The organism is Maribacter sp. MS6, from assembly GCF_056839185.1.
In genome coordinates, this window is sequence record NZ_CM166389.1 from 2,440,732 (window position 1) to 2,459,861 (window position 19,130).

20 protein-coding genes are annotated in these 19,130 nt (G+C 38.8%); 10 read left to right on the forward strand and 10 right to left on the reverse strand.

Annotated features, from left to right (window positions below; translation table 11 throughout):
• Positions 1-74: 74 nt before the first annotated feature.
• The 4 genes from MS6x_RS10705 to MS6x_RS10720 all read right to left on the reverse strand — a co-directional run bounded on the left by MS6x_RS10705 (position 75) and on the right by MS6x_RS10720 (position 3,573).
• Positions 75-1,064 carry an aspartate-semialdehyde dehydrogenase gene (locus MS6x_RS10705; RefSeq protein ID WP_482601838.1) on the reverse strand — a complete coding sequence of 330 codons (990 nt, stop codon included), beginning with the start codon at positions 1,062-1,064 and terminating at the stop codon, positions 75-77.
• 276 nt (positions 1,065-1,340) lie between these two features.
• Entirely contained in the window at positions 1,341-1,748 is a 408-nt protein-coding gene (gene mscL, locus MS6x_RS10710; RefSeq protein WP_482601840.1) for a large conductance mechanosensitive channel protein MscL, read from the reverse strand.
• A gap of 81 nt (positions 1,749-1,829) precedes the next feature.
• On the reverse strand, positions 1,830-2,936 hold the full coding sequence (gene alr, locus MS6x_RS10715) for an alanine racemase (protein ID WP_482601842.1): 1,107 nt from the start codon (positions 2,934-2,936) through the stop codon (positions 1,830-1,832).
• Complete coding sequence (locus tag MS6x_RS10720) at positions 2,929-3,573, reverse strand: thymidine kinase (RefSeq protein WP_482601844.1); 645 nt, start codon at positions 3,571-3,573, stop codon at positions 2,929-2,931. The genes alr and MS6x_RS10720 overlap by 8 nt, the downstream gene beginning before the upstream one ends.
• A gap of 194 nt (positions 3,574-3,767) precedes the next feature.
• Here MS6x_RS10720 and MS6x_RS10725 point away from each other — a divergent pair, with 194 nt between their 5' ends.
• From MS6x_RS10725 to MS6x_RS10735, 3 genes are all read left to right on the forward strand, one after another.
• The gene (locus MS6x_RS10725) at positions 3,768-4,448 is read left to right on the forward strand and encodes a hypothetical protein (RefSeq protein WP_482601846.1); all 681 of its coding nucleotides are present in this window, start codon (positions 3,768-3,770) and stop codon (positions 4,446-4,448) included.
• Between the two features lie 110 nt (positions 4,449-4,558).
• Positions 4,559-5,230, forward strand: coding sequence for a 16S rRNA (cytidine(1402)-2'-O)-methyltransferase (gene rsmI, locus MS6x_RS10730; protein ID WP_482601848.1), 672 nt, complete (start codon positions 4,559-4,561; stop codon positions 5,228-5,230).
• Positions 5,227-5,808 (forward strand): uracil-DNA glycosylase family protein, encoded by a 582-nt coding sequence (locus MS6x_RS10735; protein ID WP_482601850.1) that lies wholly within the window; start codon positions 5,227-5,229, stop codon positions 5,806-5,808. The genes rsmI and MS6x_RS10735 overlap by 4 nt, the downstream gene beginning before the upstream one ends.
• Before the next feature lie 820 nt (positions 5,809-6,628).
• On the opposite strand, the gene MS6x_RS10740 is transcribed toward MS6x_RS10735, so the two are convergent.
• Positions 6,629-7,231 (reverse strand): carboxymuconolactone decarboxylase family protein, encoded by a 603-nt coding sequence (locus MS6x_RS10740; protein WP_482601852.1) that lies wholly within the window; start codon positions 7,229-7,231, stop codon positions 6,629-6,631.
• A gap of 234 nt (positions 7,232-7,465) precedes the next feature.
• On the opposite strand from MS6x_RS10740, the gene MS6x_RS10745 reads away from it, so the two are divergent.
• The 3 genes from MS6x_RS10745 to MS6x_RS10755 all read left to right on the forward strand — a co-directional run bounded on the left by MS6x_RS10745 (position 7,466) and on the right by MS6x_RS10755 (position 10,055).
• Positions 7,466-7,891: an OsmC family protein gene (locus tag MS6x_RS10745; RefSeq protein WP_482601854.1), complete on the forward strand. Its 426-nt coding sequence runs from the start codon at positions 7,466-7,468 to the stop codon at positions 7,889-7,891.
• A gap of 92 nt (positions 7,892-7,983) precedes the next feature.
• A complete protein-coding gene (recJ, locus tag MS6x_RS10750) occupies positions 7,984-9,672 on the forward strand; it encodes a single-stranded-DNA-specific exonuclease RecJ (RefSeq protein WP_482601856.1) in 1,689 nt (562 codons plus the stop codon).
• Entirely contained in the window at positions 9,669-10,055 is a 387-nt protein-coding gene (locus MS6x_RS10755) for a VOC family protein (protein ID WP_482601857.1), read from the forward strand. The genes recJ and MS6x_RS10755 overlap by 4 nt, the downstream gene beginning before the upstream one ends.
• Before the next feature lie 113 nt (positions 10,056-10,168).
• Here MS6x_RS10755 and MS6x_RS10760 read toward each other — a convergent pair whose 3' ends face one another.
• On the reverse strand, positions 10,169-11,119 hold the full coding sequence (locus MS6x_RS10760; protein ID WP_482601859.1) for a bifunctional helix-turn-helix transcriptional regulator/GNAT family N-acetyltransferase: 951 nt from the start codon (positions 11,117-11,119) through the stop codon (positions 10,169-10,171).
• Between the two features lie 283 nt (positions 11,120-11,402).
• Here MS6x_RS10760 and MS6x_RS10765 point away from each other — a divergent pair, with 283 nt between their 5' ends.
• From MS6x_RS10765 to MS6x_RS10775, 3 genes are all read left to right on the forward strand, one after another.
• Positions 11,403-12,659, forward strand: a complete 1,257-nt coding sequence (locus MS6x_RS10765; RefSeq protein ID WP_482601861.1) for an MFS transporter — start codon at positions 11,403-11,405, stop codon at positions 12,657-12,659.
• Between the two features lie 111 nt (positions 12,660-12,770).
• A complete protein-coding gene (locus MS6x_RS10770; RefSeq protein ID WP_482601863.1) occupies positions 12,771-13,250 on the forward strand; it encodes a c-type cytochrome in 480 nt (159 codons plus the stop codon).
• 151 nt (positions 13,251-13,401) lie between these two features.
• Complete coding sequence (locus tag MS6x_RS10775; protein ID WP_482601865.1) at positions 13,402-14,091, forward strand: DsbA family oxidoreductase; 690 nt, start codon at positions 13,402-13,404, stop codon at positions 14,089-14,091.
• Between the two features lie 19 nt (positions 14,092-14,110).
• On the opposite strand, the gene MS6x_RS10780 is transcribed toward MS6x_RS10775, so the two are convergent.
• On the reverse strand, positions 14,111-14,896 hold the full coding sequence (locus MS6x_RS10780; protein WP_482601867.1) for a UDP-2,3-diacylglucosamine diphosphatase: 786 nt from the start codon (positions 14,894-14,896) through the stop codon (positions 14,111-14,113).
• A 144-nt stretch (positions 14,897-15,040) separates the two neighbouring features.
• Here MS6x_RS10780 and MS6x_RS10785 point away from each other — a divergent pair, with 144 nt between their 5' ends.
• A complete protein-coding gene (locus tag MS6x_RS10785; protein WP_482601869.1) occupies positions 15,041-15,493 on the forward strand; it encodes a ferritin-like domain-containing protein in 453 nt (150 codons plus the stop codon).
• A gap of 91 nt (positions 15,494-15,584) precedes the next feature.
• On the opposite strand, the gene MS6x_RS10790 is transcribed toward MS6x_RS10785, so the two are convergent.
• From MS6x_RS10790 to MS6x_RS10800, 3 genes are all read right to left on the reverse strand, one after another.
• Positions 15,585-16,037, reverse strand: coding sequence for a 6-pyruvoyl trahydropterin synthase family protein (locus MS6x_RS10790; protein ID WP_482601871.1), 453 nt, complete (start codon positions 16,035-16,037; stop codon positions 15,585-15,587).
• A 1,064-nt stretch (positions 16,038-17,101) separates the two neighbouring features.
• Positions 17,102-18,226: a DUF2891 domain-containing protein gene (locus tag MS6x_RS10795; RefSeq protein WP_482601873.1), complete on the reverse strand. Its 1,125-nt coding sequence runs from the start codon at positions 18,224-18,226 to the stop codon at positions 17,102-17,104.
• Between the two features lie 371 nt (positions 18,227-18,597).
• On the reverse strand, positions 18,598-19,011 hold the full coding sequence (locus MS6x_RS10800; protein WP_482601875.1) for a DUF3592 domain-containing protein: 414 nt from the start codon (positions 19,009-19,011) through the stop codon (positions 18,598-18,600).
• Positions 19,012-19,130 lie beyond the last annotated feature (119 nt).

A 19,130-nucleotide genomic window follows, 5' to 3' on the forward strand; every position in this document is an offset into this window, starting at 1 on the left:
TCGTTAAAATTACCATAAAAAAACCTTCAAAACAGTACTGTTTTGAAGGTTTTAACATTCTACTCGGACTTTGATTAAACCAGTTTGTTTTCGACTAGGTACTCTGCAATCTGTACCGCGTTCGTGGCAGCACCTTTTCGGAGGTTGTCTGCCACGATCCACATATTTAAGGTATTTCGTTGTGTTTCATCCCTACGAATCCGCCCAACGAATACCTCATCCTTGTCATGCGCGTAAATAGGCATGGGATAGGTATTGGTGTCGGGATTGTCCTGGACGGTAACGCCAGGGGTATCGTTTAGGATTCGGCGGACTTCATTCAATTCAAAATCATTTAAAAATTCTACGTTTACCGATTCCGAGTGCCCTCCTGCCGTTGGAATACGCACTGCTGTTGCGGAAATAGAAAAAGAGCGATCATCCAATATTTTTTGTGGTTCGCGTGCTAGTTTCATTTCTTCCTTGGTATATCCGTTTTCTAGAAATACATCACAATGAGGTAGAGCGTTTCGGCCTATAGGATAGGGATAGGCCATTTCGCCTTGTATCCCCGCTATTTCGTTTTCTAGTTGCTTAACTGCTTTTACACCAGTCCCCGAAACAGATTGATAGGTAGAAATAACTACCCGTTTCATTTTATATTTTTTGTGTAAGGGTGCCAGGGCCATAACAAGTTGAATGGTAGAACAGTTGGGATTGGCAATAATTTTGTCCGTTACGGTAAGTTCGTTTGCGTTAATTTCTGGAACCACTAATTTTTTAGTAGCATCCATACGCCATGCGGATGAATTGTCTATAACCGTAGTACCTACCTCTGCAAACTTAGGAGCCCACTCCAAAGAGGTATCTCCACCAGCAGAAAAAATGGCAATTTGCGGTTTTTGTGAAACCGCGTCTGCCAAACCTATAATGGCATATTCTTGATTTTTATAGGTGAGTTTTTTACCTACCGATCGCTCCGAGGCCACCAACAACAGTTCGGTTATAGGAAAATTCCGTTCTGCCAATACTTTCAACATTACTTCGCCTACCATACCTGTGGCTCCTACTACTGCTATTTTCATTTTGTATTCATTACAATTGAGCGACAAAAATAGGTATTCTCTAATGTTGCGCCATCAAAATAGTAAAGAATATTAAAAATATAACAATATGTTTATTTTAAAACACTTTATGAAGTTAAGCGTGCGTATTAGGGTCATCTTATACTAACAATATATTGATGTAATCATAAAAAAACCGCTACCAGTGTTAGCGAAACAACTGGTAACGGTTTACATAGTTAAACTGCAAGAGTGCAGCGGCACGTCCCGAATTTGTTCAGGAAATACGTTCTATCCTTATTTCTTTAAGGCATCTCTAATCTCAGCAAGCAATTCTTCTGCCGTAGGTCCTTTTGGTGCGGCTGGAGCTTCTTCAACTGGTGTTTTTGTTTTGTTGTAGGCTTTTACAATCATGAATAATACAAATCCAACGATAATCAAGTTAATAATGGCATTTACCCATTTCCCGTACATGATGGCATTCTCTGGTTTTGTAACCGTACCGTCTGCTGCAATAACCGCTTCGTCTAATATTATTTTCATATCGGCAAAGTCTACGCCCCCTGCAAAATGACCAATAATGGGCATCATAATGTCGGATACAAATCCGCTTACAACCAATCCTACGGCACCTGCCAAGATTACGGCAACCGCCAGGTCAATGACATTACCTGTCATTATAAAATTCTTGAATTCTTTTAACATGATTTAGTGTTTTTAAAATGGTTAATGATTAGGCTGCAATGTACTAAAAAAAAACCTTCTTAATAAAACGTTAATTATTAATCACGAAACTATGCAACGTTTTACGCGCTGTGAAATACCGGTCAGCAGTTCATAAGTAATGGTATTTGCTGTTTCGGCAAATGCTTGTGCAGATAATCCTTTGCCAAAAATAAGCACTTCATCCCCCTCCTTGCAGTCGATTCCCGTAATATCGACCATAATCATATCCATACATACATTACCAATAATAGGTGCTTTTTTTCCGTGAACGCTTACCACAGTTTTTCCGTGACCATAATGTCTTCCAATACCATCTGCATGGCCTAGCGGTAAGGTTGCGGTAACCATTGGACTGTTAGTGCTAAAACCTCTATTATAGCCCACACTTTCGTTTGCACCAAGATGATGTATTTGTGCAATAATCGTTTTTAGACTGGCAACGGGTTTTAATGCTTTGTCAATTTTAGCTTCGTTTCCATAGCCGTAAAGTGCAATACCGCTCCGTACCATATCATATTGTGCTTCTGGGTAATTAATGATTCCAGAGGTGTTTAATAGATGGCAAAATGTTTTGTAATGGAGTAGTTCGTCCAACTGTTCGGCAATGGTATGAAATAGGTTGATCTGTTTTGTTGTAAACTCTTTTTCCGAATGGTCTTCTGAGGCCGCTAGATGTGAAAACAATGATAGCGCTTTAATCTGCTTAGCATCATTCAGTTTGGTTGCTATCTGCTGTATGTCCTCTTTTTTAAATCCAAGCCGATTAAGGCCTGTATTAAATTTGAGATGCACGGGATATTGGTTTTGGCCGTGCTTTTTTGCAGTACTTAAGAACCCGTCCAAAATATGCATGGCGTAGATACTAGGTTCAAGGCAGTGTTCTATAATGGCATCAAAACTCACTTCCTGCGGATGCAATACAAGAATAGGTTTCGTAATGCCTGCCTCTCTTAAGGCGACACCTTCGTTGGTATAGGCAACTGCAAAGTAGTCGGTTCCCAGCTCCTGAAGCTTTTTGGCTATTATCTGGGCGTCGCTTCCGTATGCAAAAGCTTTCACTACCGACAAGAATTTGGTTTCTGGCCGTAATTTGGAGCGTAAATAATGGTAATTGTGTGCCAAGGCCTTTAAGTCCAGCTCTAGGACGGTCTCTCTTGCCTTAGCCATTAGCGAGTTTGTCTTTATGGTCTATTTCTTCTGAGCTCACATCCATTGTTTTAACCCGTTCCCTTAGCATCGCTTTATAAAATGCACCTCTACTCAGCGGTTCGTATTCTTCAGTTTCACCTAACATGACCAATTTGTCGTTACTTGATTTTCTAAAACTGTAATTTGCCAAGTTCCCGGTTCGGGTGCAAATGGCATGTACTTTGGTAACATATTCTGCAGTGGCCATTAGGGCGGGCATAGGGCCAAAGGGATTTCCCTTGAAATCCATATCCAAACCGGCCACGATAACGCGTATGCCTTTATTGGCCAGATCGTTACAAACGGTTACAATTTCGTCATCAAAAAATTGAGCTTCATCTATTCCTATAACATCACATGTATCTGCAAGAATACGAATATTTGCTGCCGCCGGGACTGGTGTAGAGCGTATTTCATTATCATCATGAGACACCACCATTTGATCATCATAACGCGTATCTACCATCGGTTTAAAGATTTCGGTCTTTAATTTTGCGAACTGGGCGCGCTTAAGTCGCCGAATTAGTTCCTCGGTCTTACCGGAAAACATAGATCCGGCAATTACTTCGATCCAGCCGAACTGTTCTTTGTGGTTAACGGTATTTTCGAGAAACATTTTGTAATTTTAGACGAAAATAAGAGGTTTTTTCGTTGTTATTTATAGAATGATAAAGTTATTAAAAAAAGAGATGGTTTGAAGGGGATATAAATAGCTTTGCTATCAGAGTACAATATAGAATCGAAAAAGAAAACATAAGAGTATACTATTATATCCGGTTTTAGCACTGGAATAGAAAGAAAAAGCAAGAGATGAAACAGAAGTTGAAAGAGGAGTTGATTAGAATGTCTACAGACATCATTACGTCCAAGGACATGAATAGTCTTCCAGAATTGTATGAGGCGGCAAAAGGATTGTACGAAAAATTAGCCGTGCTTAAGTTTATCGAGGAGGAGTTGAACGAAATCCAGGTTGATGTATCTAAAAACGTCATCGCGGAGAAATTTGAAAAAATGGCCAATGCGGTATTGAGTGCCAACTCTTCTGTGCCGGAAAGTAATCCGCACCAAGAAGATATTATTATTCCTGGAATGGATACCATCAAGGATATGGTTTCAGAAATGCCGAGTTCCGAAAATTTGGAAGAGGTATTGAACGAATTTATGACACAGCCTAATTTGATGAAAAACGATATGGAACTGTTTATGCCTACTGAGAAACAAAAGGCAGAAACTCCAAAATCATTGAATGATCGTTTGTCCAATAGCGAACTCAAGGTAGATTTAAACAATAGGTTAGCGTTTGTTAAACACCTGTTCAAAGGCAGTACAGAGGACTATAACCGGGTACTTTCACAGTTGAGTACTATTGACACTGAAGAACGTTCCATTGCGTTTATTACGAACATGGTAAAACCCGATTATAAAAATTGGGAAGGAAAAGAGGAATATGAACAACGGTTCATGGACCTGATTGCGCGAAGGTTCGCATAGGTAAAATAATTGGACAACTGTATAAAAGACCTGGCATTTTGCTGGGTCTTTTGTGTTAGAACTAAACTTCATATTCATTACTTTTGGAGCGACTACAAGATGAGCATGATATGGGAAAACTGTACTTGGTACCTACGCCAATTGGAAATTTAGAGGATATGACGCTCAGGGCAATCCGCATTCTAAAAGAAGTTGATTTAATTCTTGCAGAGGATACACGAACAAGTGGAAAATTGCTACAGCATTTTGAGATTGGGACCCAAATGTATAGCCATCATATGCACAACGAGCATCGATCTATAGATGGGATTATAAACCGATTGAAGAACGGGGAGACTATAGCCCTTATATCCGATGCCGGAACACCAGCCATATCCGACCCCGGATTTTTGTTAACACGCGCATGCATAGAACAGGATATAGCGGTAGAATGTTTGCCCGGTGCAACGGCCTTTGTTCCAGCTTTGGTCAATAGTGGATTGCCAAATGATAAGTTTGTTTTTGAAGGATTTTTGCCTGTAAAAAAGGGAAGACAAACCCGATTAAAAATATTGGCAGACGAAACCAGAACCCTAATTTTTTACGAATCGCCACATAAACTACTAAAAACACTGTCTAATTTTGTCGAGTATTTTGGTGCCGATAGACCGGTATCGGTTTCCCGGGAACTTACCAAATTATACGAAGAAACCGTCCGCGGTACTGCCGAGGAAGTTTTGAAACAGTATACGGATAAACCTCCCAAAGGTGAAATTGTTATCGTTGTTGGTGGAAAGAAATGAAGCAACTACTAACCGAAATAAGAAAATGTACTGTTTGTGAGGATTGCTTACCTCTGGAACCACGTCCAATAATTTCGGCAACCCTGAATTCGAAAATAATACTGGTAAGTCAGGCGCCAGGGAAAAAGGCACATGATAATAATAGGGCTTGGGACGACCCTAGTGGCAAGAAGTTGCGTGAGTGGTTGGGCGTAACTGAGGAACAGTTTTATAATCCGGATAATTTTGCCGTGCTGCCTATGGGATTCTGTTATCCGGGCAAGGGAAAAACAGGAGATTTACCTCCAAGAAAAGAATGTGCACCTCTGTGGCATCAATCGGTTTGGGAACAATTTAAGGATGTGAAATTGATATTGCTGATAGGGAAGTATGCCCAAGACCAGTATTTAGGCGCTAGTTCCAAAAAGAATTTGACGGAAAATGTAGCTAGTTACCCTGATTTTCTTCCAAAATATTTTCCATTACCGCATCCGTCTCCTGTGAATCATTTTTGGCGCGGTAAGAATCCCTGGTTCGAGGGGGATGTTGTTGGGGAGTTGGTCCAGATAGTGAAAAAAATATTAAAATCTACCCCGTAATAAAAAGCCTAAGCAACCAACGATAATATATCCAAGGGTTTGCCTTAGGCTTTCCGATATTCTATTATCCAAATGAATCAATGTAATAAGACAGATTAAAACTAAAGTAAATGCAATAAAGTCTTTATAATTTTCAACTATGAATTCTTTCATGATTTTTTGCTTTATTTCCTTAGTAATTTCCAAAATCTATTTTTCTTTATTTGTAACATGAAAAACTACCACTTTTCCAGGGCTAATTCTTTTGAATTTATTTCAGGTAAAAGACCGTGTGAATAATAATCACGGAGAAAAAATTGGTTTTACACATCAACTACTGTAAAAGTATATTTTAAAGTGTGGAAAAATTTGTCACAAATTACTTTATCAATACAGCAAATTTCCTTGTGGTAATGGATGACGAGTTATTCAAAGTATCAGATTAAATAAAGGACAGCAGCTAAGTAGTTAAATTAGCCGAAAATCAATTTTCAAGACAACTATGTCTTGATAAAACCAAATAAATAACTGAAAATCATAGAGTTGCGAATAGAAATAAAGGAGAAATCTGTAAAAATCTTATTTGCCCTTAATTTACACTGTAATATATTGTAAAGGAGAGTTCTAGCGAGTATAAACAGGGCAATCACCAAAGCTATTTCTAAATGATAGGTTAAATTCAAATTCACCATTAATTAAAGAAGAATTTTAAACGTTATTGCCAGGCATGAAGCAATCTGCTTACTACATTTTCCAAACTTTGAGATTGCTTCGTCGTTCCTCCTCGCAATGACGGTTTAACTAAAAAACTATCTGAGAACTGACATCAAAAATCTCACATCTAATAAGCAGAACCATCATGCTTCCCTTTCTCCCATCCGTGTTTCCCTAAATAATGCTTGCCGCTATCTACGGCATCATCTTCAATAGAAGTTCCCATAGAATCGTTCCATCGGTTGAGGTAGCCAAAGAGGGAAATAACCCCTAACATTTCCACAACTTCCCCCTCGTTCCAGTGTTGGTACAATCGTTCTTTTATTTTGGCATCTACTGCGTTGGGGACTTGGGAAGCTTGTAATGAAAAGTCGAGTGCTACCCTTTCTGCTTCGGAAAAGGCTGGGTGGGTTTGGTATTCCCAAATATTATCCAGTTGTTCTTGCTCTGCACCATAACGTTCCGCAGCGCGGATGGCGTGTGCTTGGCAATAGCGGCAGCCCGTGGCGTTGCTACTTACCCAAGCGATCATTCTTTTTAGAGCAGAAGTTACCCTCCCTTCATTAGCCATAACGGCCTTGTTCAAGTTTATAAAAGCCTTGGAAATGGCAGGTCTGTGTTGCATGGTCAATACAGAATTAGGGCAAAAACCTAGGGTCTCGTTGAAAAATTTAGCCAGTTCGGCAGTTTCTGGACTGTGACTGGCATCTAGCGGATTTACTAAGGGCATATTTGGAAATTAGAAGTTAAAAATCTGAAATACGAATTTATAGTTTTTAAAGCGTTTTCTTCTTAAATACATCATAACCAACATCAAATAGGTTAATTGCGCTCTTGAGGGATAAATTATTTATGTGATATCGAGCCCAGTCGATATTGATAGGTGTGCCTAACTTCTCTTCTGGGCTCGAAATGACATTCTAGATTATTGTATTTTTGAACACATACAAGAAACATAAAAATTATGGCGACAACAAATCATATTACAACGAAATGGAAAGGCGGAATGGCCTTTGAATCTACGAACCCATCCGGGCATACCGTAAACATAGACGTAGCCCCTGAAGATGGCGGCGAAGGAAGCGGGTTTAGACCTAAAGCCTTGATGCTATCCGGACTCGCAGGTTGTTCTGGATTGGATGTCGCCATGCTCATAAAAAAAATGAAGTTAGAAGTGGATGATTTTCAAATTGAAACAATCGCTAACTTAACAGACGAGCATCCAAAGTATTACGATAAAGTAACCATAGAATACCATTTTCACGGTGCCAATCTTAACGAGGAGAAACTACAGCGTGCTGTAGATTTATCGGTAGAAAAATATTGCGGCGTCATGGAAATGTTCAGAAGATTTGCGGAGTTGGAAATCAAGACCATATTTCATAAATAACGTCTTTGCGAGGCACGAAGCAAAATGTTCATTCGATGTTCCCAAGCAACAGATTGCTTCACTTTGTTCGCAATGACGTATAAAACAACCACATGCGCTGGACCATAAAACCAAAACCCGAATCAGAACAGATGGACGCGTTAGCCGAAGCGCTAAAGGTCGATGGTTTGGTTGCGCAATTATTACTACAACGGGGAATAAATACCTATGAAGAGGCGAAGAACTTTTTTAGACCGCAATTAGAGGATTTGCACGATCCTTTTTTGATGAAGGATATGGATATTGCCGTTAGAAGAATTAAGACAGCAATAGCCAACAACGAGAATATTTTGGTCTTTGGGGATTACGATGTGGATGGGACAACAGCCGTAGCTTTGGTTTCTTCCTATTTATTAAGCTATTATCCCAATGTCGCTACGTATATTCCGGATCGGTATGCAGAAGGTTACGGAGTGTCATACAAAGGAATAGACTTTGCGGAAGACAATGGGTTCACTTTGATTATTGCTTTAGATTGCGGCGTAAAGGCAATTGATAAAGTGGCTTATGCAAAAGAAAAAGGGGTTGATTTTATCATCTGCGACCACCACAGACCCGGAGAAAAGCTACCCGATGCCGTTGCTGTTTTAGATCCAAAAAGGTCCGATTGCGAATATCCTTATGACGAATTATGTGGTTGCGGGGTAGGTTTTAAGCTGATACAAGCATTAGGTTCCCAAAAAGGAGAAACAATCTATGACCTAACACAATACCTTGATTTAGTGGCTACTGCGATTGGGGCCGATATTGTTCCAATAACTGGGGAGAATCGAATTTTGGCTTTTTATGGTCTACAGGTTATCAATGAAGCACCGCGAATCGGTTTTAGAGCCATTATCGACCAAGTAAACAAAGCAACCTTGACCATTACCGATGTGGTATTTATTATTGCTCCAAGAATCAACGCGGCCGGCCGAATGAAGCACGGACAACATGCGGTAACTTTGCTTACGGAAACCAACATAGAACAGGCTGCAACATTTGCAGCTGAAATAGAGCGATTTAATACGGATCGTAGAGGCCTGGATCAAGAAATCACTCAAGAAGCACTTGTTCAGATTCAGGAAAATCAAGAGGAAGAAGGCTTCACCTCTGTGGTGTATAAAGAGACTTGGCATAAAGGGGTAATTGGAATTGTGGCGTCAAGATTAACGGAAACGTATTATAGACCCACATTGGTCTTTACGAAAAGCGGTGATAAGTTGGCTGCATCTGCAAGATCGGTAAAGGGTTTTGATGTCTACAATGCTTTAGAAGGTTGTTCCGATTATATTGAACAGTTTGGAGGGCATAAATATGCAGCTGGACTTACTTTATTGGAAGAACAGTATAATAACTTTAAACATCAATTTGAAAAAGTAGTCAAGGAATCTATAGACCCACAATTATTGGTGCCGGAGATAACGGTTGATGCCATCATCCAATTAAGTGATATCACCCCAAAATTGATGCGTATTTTGAAGCAGTTTGCACCATTTGGCCCAGGAAATATGAGTCCTACGTTTATGGCAGAAAACTTGGTAGATACAGGATACGCTAAAGAAGTTGGAGCCGAAGGGGCGCACCTCAAAATTTCAGTGGCACAAAACGATCGATATAAGATAGGGGGAATAGGCTTTAATTTAGGGGATAAATTACCACTGGTAACCAGTAGAAAACCCTTTAGCGCAGTGTTTTCTATTGATGAGAACGAGTGGAAAGGGAATATAAGTCTTCAATTAAAATTAAAAGATATCAAATGAAAATAGAGCATATAGCTATTTGGGTGTCTGATTTAGAATTGATGCGTCAATTTTATAAGACCTATTTTGGTGCTGCTTCAGGAGAAAAATATCACAATCCTATAAAGAATTTCACTTCTTATTTTTTGAGTTTTGGTACGGGTTGCCGATTAGAATTGATGCAGAAACCCGAGATCACTTTTGTTGAAAACCGAGCAATGGAATATTTAGGAATAAGTCATTTCGCAGTATCTGTTGGCTCCAAAGAACAAGTTAATACACTTACCGAAAAACTGAGAACGGATGGATTTACAGTAGTTGGAAATCCAAGGACAACAGGGGACGGCTACTATGAAAGCGTGGTTTTAGACCCAGAAAAAAATAGAATAGAAATTACCGTATAGCGCATGAACATCGGAAAAGATTCAAATGAGGCATTGCTATAAGAAGTTCCATGTTCTTTAGAAGTATGTTTTGCTAGGGAATATACCATTTATTCGGGTTACTAATTGCTGCACTACAGTTCTACAACCATCTGTATATTACAACGCTCGTATGGAGTAGGTAAACCGGATACTTTTTTGAACCCTAGTTTTCGATATAGTTTTATGGCCGGAGTCAAAATGGTGTTACTTTCCAGGTACACATGGTCCGCGCCCAGTTCTTTTGCTTTGTTAAGAATTGCCTTTCCCAGCAGGTACCCTATTCCCCTGCCGTGTGACGCTGGGGAAACGGCCATTTTTGCCAGTTCATAGGAATATGGATGATTTTCCAGTTTTTGCAAGGCACAAACCCCTACTACTTGCTTGTTATCAAGCGCTACAAGAATTGCCCCACTTTTATTCAAGATATAATCCTTTGGAAAATCCAAGGCTTTGTAATCGGAATCTTCCATTTTAAAGTATCGTCGTATCCAAGCTTCATTGAGCAGTTTAAAATCGGCTTGGTAGTTATCGGTATAGGGTATAATTTTAATGCTCGCGGATTCCCGTAATTTTTTCTGTTCCAATACCCTATCGAACAAGGTTTTATCATTCAGTAAATATTCCAGCTCTAGGATACCCTGCCAAATGTTATGGGTGCTTTGTTGGAATAAATCCATGATGGCACTATTAACATCGAGATACTGTTTTTGGATATCTTTGGCTATCTGTTGTCCGGTTTTTGTTAAACAAATGAGTTGTTTTCTTTTGTCCGATCTATCTTTTGTTTTCGCAATTAGGTTTGCTTTTTCCATATCGCGAACAATTTTTACGACCGATGGATGGGAATGTCCTATCTGATCGGCGATAGCCGTTATGGACTTTTCTGTTGTTTCTTGTGTTAGCACATAAAAAACCGGGAACCAATTCGGTTTTAAATCTACGCCATATAGTGCATAGAGTTTTGTCGCATCTTTTGTCACCGTTTCGCTCAACATGCGTAATCGTGTGCCCAAGGCCATTTCGCCCAAAGAATCATAAATCATATAAGTTTCTATTTACGTAACTGGTTACGAATATAGTATATTATTGCAAACCATACTTCTTAATATTTAGTTTTTATTGATAAACTAAAGTTCTCCCTGTTTAATTGGGTATAAACCCAAAAGCAAGTATGATTAAAAGGTATTCAGCCAGAATTTTAGCTTTGGTAGAATACCCGAGCAACTACAGTGACCATAAAACGCAGATTTTCATTTGGTTTTTTTACATAAAAAAATCAGCGCCCTATCGCTCAAAACGTATATTTGGCAAACTTTTATCAAAGAAATGGACCCCTACGCTGCATTACGCTTTAAGGAATTCAATATATTTTTAGGTGTACGTTTTGCCATGGTTTTCGCATGGTCTATGCAGTTTATTGTTATAGAATGGCAGGTATATACTATGACCAAGGACCCACTTTCTTTGGGTATCATAGGTTTAATGGAGGTGATTCCTGCCGTAGGCATGGCATTATTTGCCGGACATATTGTTGACCAAAAGGAGAAACGAAACTTGTTGATTAAATGTATCCTAGGATTTTCGGTCATCAGTTTAGGACTTTTTTTATTAAGCTGGCCTGGGCTAGAAAGCGAGTGGGAAGCCAAAAGTATACTGTACGGAATTTATGGTTTGGTATTTTTGGGCGGCTTGGTACGCGCCTTTTTAGGTCCAACGATATTCTCTTTAATTGCGCTACTGGTGCCAAAGAAAATTTATCCCAATGCTGCTACTTGGAGCAGCTCTACCTGGCAAATGGCTTCTGTCTTAGGTCCTGCATTGGCAGGATTTTCAATAAGTATTATTGGCGTGCATTGGTCTATGTGCGTTATCGTCGGGTTCTCTATATTGGCCTTGCTATTATTATTTCAAATCGATAAAAAACCCATTTTAAATCCTAAAATTGGCGAACCTGTTTTTGATAGCTTAAAAGAAGGCTTACAATTTGTCTTTAAAACAAAGGCGGTATTTGGGGCATTGACCTTGGATATGATTGCGGTACTTTTTGGTGGTGCGGTTGCCTTATTGCCCATTTTCGCACAAGATATTTTACAGGTAGGTTCGGAAGGATTCGGTATCCTACGGGCGGCTCCTGCGGTAGGAGCCGCCATAACCATGTTGGGTGCAACACGTTTCCCCTTACATAAGAAGGCGGGTAAAAAATTACTCTGGGCGGTAGCTGCTTTTGGTGTTTGTATTATTGTTTTTGGACTTTCTACTTACTTCTGGCTGTCAGTAATTGCACTGTTCTTAAGTGGAGCCGTTGATGGCGTTTCTATGATTATTCGCCAGACCATTTTACAATTAAAGACACCGGATAATATGCGGGGAAGGGTAGCGTCTGTCAACTCTATGTTTGTAGGGTCGTCCAATGAGTTAGGTGCATTTGAGAGTGGGGCAACGGCCAAACTTATGGGTACCGTAACTGCAGTCGTATTTGGAGGGTCAATGACCTTACTTACGGTTGGGATTACCGCTTTGGTCTCCCCAACATTTAGGAAATTGGACTTGTCAAAAGATATAGCGGTTCATGAGCGTGATTAATGCTGTCTACGGGTGATATATCCGAGGCATTTTTTAACCATGTTACGTATAAAAATTAGTATCTTAGTAGCTCGTTTTAAATATAAGAATCACGTTTAAAAGATAGTAAAAATGCGAAAATTACTCATGTTAGTCGCAGTAGGTACCTTAATGGTAAGCTGTGGAGAAAAGAAAGAAGAAAAAAAGGAAGGTTTTGAAATGAACCGTGCCAAAAAAGAAGTAAAAAAAGAAGCTGTTTCTGAAACTGTTCCGGTAGACATGGACAATAAAGGAGTAGGTCCCTTTACCTCGGTTAGCTTTGATGCGGACATTAATACAGATATGGCGGCTGCGGGTGAAGCGAAATTTCAAGCGATTTGTACTGCTTGTCACATGGCGGAACAACGTATGATTGGCCCGGCGCTCAAAGGTGTGTATGACAGAAGAAGTCCGGAATGGGTAATGAATATGATTATCAATCCTGATGGCATGTTGAAGGAGGACCCGATTGCAAAAGCTTTATTAAAGGAATATAACAATGCGATAATGCTCAACCAAAACCTTACCGAGGAAGAAACAAGGAATGTTGCAGAATATCTGAGAACGTTGTAAACGAACTTTATATATGTAATCTAACCCTTTCAATGTAATTGGAAGGGTTTTTTTATGCCAATTGCGTTGCTTTTTAGCAAAGCATCTTGTCTGTCTTTTTGTTAGTTTTGTTATAAATACACGACTAAAAATCCAGTTTAAACTATAAATAATGCAAACAAAACCAATTACGGTAGCTGTGGTATCCGACGTGGCCTGCCCATGGTGTTATATCGGCAAAAGAAGGCTAGAGTCTGCGCTGGAGCAATGGCAAGGTGCACCGGTAGAAATTACGTGGCATCCGTTTCAATTGGACCCTACTATTCCCCCTTCTGGTTTTGATAGGGATACCTATTTAAGATCAAAATTTGGCGATTTAGATAAAACCAAGGCTATGACAGACCGGCTTATGGATGTGGGTGCAGAATTGAATATCGAATTTAATTTTGGCGAAAATTGGTTGGCGGTAAATACCTTGTCTTTGCATCAATTACTTCATGTAGCCGGGGAAGAAGGATTTAAGCCCCAACTAAAAGAACGCTTCTTGTATGCTTATTTCACCGAAAATTTACACCTAAATACAACTGAAGTTCTCATCGCAATTATGGCAGAATTCGGCTGGACCCGCAAGAAAACGAAGGAAGTACTAGCCGATGATACCATTGCTTATGCCGTAAAACAGGAAATCGCCCATTATCAGAACCTCGGTGTCTCCGGCGTACCATTTTTTATTATTAATGATAAATACGGCATCAGTGGAGCGCAACCGAGCTCGGTTTTTTTAGAGGTTTTTGAACAAGTTGCTCCATTGAAAAATATTGAGTCTGGTGAAAGTTGTGATTTGGATGGTGATAATTGCTAAATAAGATGTATGCTGGTTTTTAATCAACCGTCACTTTATTTTCTGTATATTTTTTTAACCGTAAAGTTTCGCCATCAAATTCGGCGTAGGTATAATATTTTATCCAATCGCCCAAGTTGGTGTATTTTGATTTCTGATTTAATTCAATTTCAAGAGGAAGATGTCTATGGCCAAAGATAAAATGATCGTAGTGCTTTGTTTCTAGCTTTCGCTTGCAGTATTGCACCAACCATTCCTTGTCCGCTCCCAAAAATTGAGCATCGTCATCTCCAGATATAAGTTTGTTTTTTACAGATAAATAGTGTGCTAGCCGGACCCCAATATCAGGATGCAACCAACGAAATAACCATTTACAAAACGGATTTGTAAATACTTTTTTCATGCGTTTATAGCCTTTGTCTTCCGGACCAAGACCATCGCCATGGCCTATAAAAAAAGAGGTACCGTTAATGGTATACTGTTGCGGTTTATGAAATACGGGAATATTAAGTTCTTTTTCAAAATAATCGTTCATCCAAAGGTCATGGTTGCCTACAAAGAAATAAATGGGAATTCCAGCATCAGAGATTTCTGCTAGTTTCCCTAAGGTTCTAGTAAATCCTTTGGGAACAACGGTTTTGTATTCCATCCAAAAGTCGAAAAGGTCACCAAGTAAAAAAATAGCTGCTGCATCTTTCTTGATTTCATCCAACCAGGCTACAAATTTTTTCTCGCGCGGTAAACTTTCGGACATGGTAGGAGCTCCCAAGTGATTATCACTTGAGAAATATACTTTTTTGCCTTTGGGTACGGGTATAGCTTTCATTTAGGCTACAAATATAGCAGAATCGCGTTTTGCTTTGGCAAATGAATCAATAATCATTTGATACGTGTCAATATCAGGCATTCTTAAATTGTATATTGAAATGAGAGCGGTAAGAGTTACCGTTATTAATTTAAACAATACCAAATGAACGACGATATTAAGAATATTGAGAATAGAATAAAACAGATAATCGAGAAAAATGAAGATTCTGTTAAGGGCTTTGAAAAAGCAGCTGAAAATGCAAAAGAACGTGGAATCAAAAATTATTTTGAGCAACGTGCGCAAAAGCGCAAGCTATTTATAAAAACACTACATAATGCCACACCGGCATTGCAGACTGGAACTATGGAAATAGATGGTTCGGTAAAAGGAACAATGCATAGGATGTGGATGGACACGAAAACCTTTTTTACTAGCGATACAGATGAAGCTATGCTAGAAGAATCGGTTAGAGGAGATAAGTCTGCCATTTCTGAGTATAATGAACTTTTGACAGATACAATGGTACCGCATCGCATACGTGAAATCATCCGCGAGCAGCGCGATGAGATTAAAAATGATTTGGAAACCCAGCAGATTTTGGAAGAAATTGCCTAAGGATTTTTAGTACTTCTGACGGTATAGCATTTAATTAAAGTGCCCGGACGTTTAAACGTCCGGGCACTTTAATTTTTGGCAAACTATGGTATTAGTGATTATCGCTAGCGAACCACTCTGCAAAAGAGGTCTCTGTTTCTTGAAGTTTTAAGGAATGCAGTTTAATATTCTCAGGTAGTCTGTCTGCTATTTTTTTAGAGAAATCTATGACCATATTCTCACTAGTGGGCTGGTAATTGGCAAGTATTACATTATGCCCGCGATCAATGAGTTCCTTTGCCAACTCTATATGTGGTGTGTTTTTATTGAATACTGTGGCGTGATCAAATTTGTCAACTATTTCTTCTTTTACAATTTTTTTCAGATCGGTAAAATCTATGACCATTCCCAATTTCACATGGGTAGTATCGGTTATAGGCTTGCCGATAACCGTAACAGAAAGTTTATAGCTATGTCCGTGAACATTACGGCATTTGCCATCATAACCATAAAGGGCGTGACCGGTTTCAAAATTAAACTGTTTGGTAATACGTATGTTGCCCATGAAATTCGATTAAAAAGCAAAGGTAGTAAATCTTTGAACGGATCTACAGGGGAGGTATCAATCTAAAACAATGTCGGTATTTCCAGGAAGTAATAGCACATGGCAACAGTCGGCACCAACTTTGAATTGTGATGTAACGACAGCTTTATCGGCAATGAAACCCCTGAACTCAATAGTGGCGGACTTATTTTGGTATTTTAAGCGGTAGCTATCATTGAAAATAGGATAAAAACCAGAATCGCTAAAGTTGCCGTATGTATTTGAATCGAGGTCCAGTGTTAAATCTTCACCTGAATCAACTACTATAACCCGAAAACGATCAAGCGGTATTTTAATACCAGATGCATCTTTAACGGTTACAGAAAGGGTGACAAAATTTTAAGTACACACATCGGCTTCACAATCGCGTACGGTTGAATCATCTTCGTTCGTGCAACCAAATTGAAGAAAAACTAGTAAGATAAGAAACGATTTTGACCACATAAATCTATCTGCTTAAGAGATGTACTATGAACAAAACGTTGCGTAAAAGATGTATTTATCTTTTATACTTTTTTTGGGACCTTACCTTTTTTCCAAAATAGATTATCAAAACAAATAAGGCAAGAATAGGAAATACTAGATTTCCGTTTAATAATCGAAAAAATCCCATCAGGTTAAATACTTAAAAAAGAAGAAATGAAATTTAATACGTATTAGTATGTGATGATTTTACTTCTTAAGAGGTTAGAAATGGATATTAGGTTTTCTTCTTTTGGTAACCTTGTATGACAGTGTCAGTTCATTTTGTTTTCACCCTTTCCAAGCCATTCAATTAGCTTTCATTCTTAAAAATAGGATTTTTTAATTCTGCCTATATTACATTTGCACCCCTTTTATTGGTAATTATAGCTAAGCGTGCTGACATTTCTTGAAGAATAATTGTGGTTATATTATAATAATGGCATTTCCTGAAGTAAAGCATAGCTAGAACCTACACTAACCAAAGTGCATGTTGAAACCTTTCTTGGGCCAACAAATGCAGGAGCAACTAAAAGCCCAGAGCTCATTTTTTTTTGACCAAACTATTCTTCTGATTTGTTTAAGCTATAAATAGCAAAACTACCAAGCCAATGTGTACCTCCATAATTTTCATCTACTATGTTAGGTAATGAATATATTAAATGACTAGCAGCAATATTCTTCAAATGTTCTAATTCGGGTAATTTTTTAGTAATACCATACAAACACCAAGCCCTACTAAAATTTAACCCATCTAAATGTACTAATTTTCCATCGGTGCGGTCTTTTATTTTTCCCGGCACTAAACTAAAATTTGGTTTTAGCAATTTTGGTAAAAAGGCTTGTAGCCATATTTTATACTTATCTGCAGGCAACACTTTACTCACTAAGTTGGCTTCTTCTAAACATGGTGATAAAAAGTCAAAACCACTTGGCTCCCATTCTAATGGGCAACCTCCAACAATCTCGGTATCTTTAATATAAAAACGTTCTACGCACGTTAGAATAGCTTCTTCTAATTCTTTATTATTTAAAAGCCGTGCATAATCTAGGGCGAAAGAAAGGGCAAATGCTGTGTTTGTATGTTCACCTACACGAATGGGATAACTTAGTTTAGGTAAAAAATCAATAAAAGATTCGGTCATCAAGGTGGTTAGGGGATTCATATTTTCTTCTAGAGCTCTTGCCAACGGGTCGTCCCAATTATGAAGTTCTTCAGCCAACTTAAGTACCCATGCCCAACCATAAGTGCGTTCGTATGAAGCATTACCTTCAATTTTAAAATAGGCTACTTCAATTGCTATATTCTCTTTTGTGATGGATCGACTAAGTTTTTCACGAATTTCTGAAGCGTTGTTAAGTTTTGGAAATTGCTTAAGTAACCTAACAAGCGACCAGTGACCGTGTACCGCGGAGTGCCAGTCGTAACAACCATAAAATGCAGGGTGTAGTTCTTTTGGTGTTCCATAGGCCGTCGAATCTTGTAATGATTGATTTAATTTATTCGGATATTCTATATCCATACATGTTAAGGGCAGCAATGCCAATCTGTTAGCTTCTTCTATTGTTAATTGCGGCGGCGTAATTAATTCTGTCGCTGCTTTTATGGTTGCAGCGTTATTATTTTCACCTTTACAGGATAAAAACAGGATAACACATAAGAGCGCGATTATTTTTTTTATTTTCATTTAACTTATCGTTACTGTTTTTAGTATAAGGCAACTAATCAGGTTAAGTTCAAATTTAGCGATTAGATTCAATGCTTGAGTGCCATTCAGCCCATTTTTCAAACCAGTATTAACTATCCTACGAATTTTAGTAAAATATTGAGCCTATTTTGGGTTTTCAAAGTACACCGATATTTTCTGTTTGTTGGTTCTCGAAGACTTTGATGCTTCTTTAGGCAATGTTCGTCCTTTGAAAGAAAGGATGCAACTGTTGTGACTTTCTTTAAGGATTGTAGTTAGCTAAACGTTCTGGTAGCATAAAATTTTCTCTCTAGTCGATTTAAAATGGACATTATCTACAAAAGGCTATTCTTCTAGATAACGCTATACTTTTAGCCACTAATAAAAAGTAAGTACGAACCACCAATAACGAGCAACGGACTGGCAACCATGAGTAGGATAACGCTCGCAGCATACAGGCCCCAAAATGAAACGATTTTAACATCTTGGGGATTTCTAGTATTATATACAATGTTTACTTGTTCACCAATATCATAGGCAGGCGGACTACTCTTAACCGAACTGGTGAAATTGACTAACTCTTGTGAGCGATTTTGAAACTCGAATACTGGCGCGTATAAGGTTGAGTTTTTACCTCGAGAGGTCTCGTAAGCCACTACATTTGCCTCAGCACGGATACCTTTGTTCAATAAATCTTGGGTTTTTTGGTACTGCTGCCAGGATAAATACCCCAGAAAAGATCCCAGTGCGAACAGTAGGAAATAAAAGAGTATCCAAAGTTGCATTCTTTTACGGATCATTTAGGGTTAACGTTTGTACCGTCTGTTGTTGCGTATTCTGCCACCTATATAAAAAACAATGGCAATAAGCATTCCAATGGGGAGAATCAGGTCGCTGTTTAAAA